At 63.1% G+C, this 236-nt stretch carries 1 protein-coding gene; it reads right to left on the reverse strand.

Annotated elements, in window-relative coordinates; all coding sequences use genetic code 11:
• Window positions 1–236 (reverse strand): Clp protease ClpP (locus tag SB724_RS21780; RefSeq protein WP_410573157.1); only part of this gene is annotated, 236 nt, incomplete at both ends.

A 236-nucleotide genomic window follows, 5' to 3' on the forward strand; every position in this document is an offset into this window, starting at 1 on the left:
GCTTCGGCGGCCGTCATCCACGTTTCCGCGTCAAGCATGGCCGTCAGCTCTTCGTCGGTCTTGCCGCTCTTGTTACGGTACGCAGCAAGGATGCCGTCGCGCGCCTTGTCCATCGAATCGGCGGTCGCGCGCAGATCTGCTGCCGTGCCGAGTGCTACGGTCCACGGGTTGTGGATCATGAGCATGGCGTTTTCAGGCATCACGATGCGATCACCCGCCATCGCGACGAGCGATGC

The sequence above is a fragment of the Bacillus sp. SIMBA_031 genome, assembly GCF_046535225.1.
GTDB classification, from domain to species: Bacteria; Bacillota; Bacilli; order Bacillales; family Bacillaceae; genus Bacillus; species Bacillus velezensis.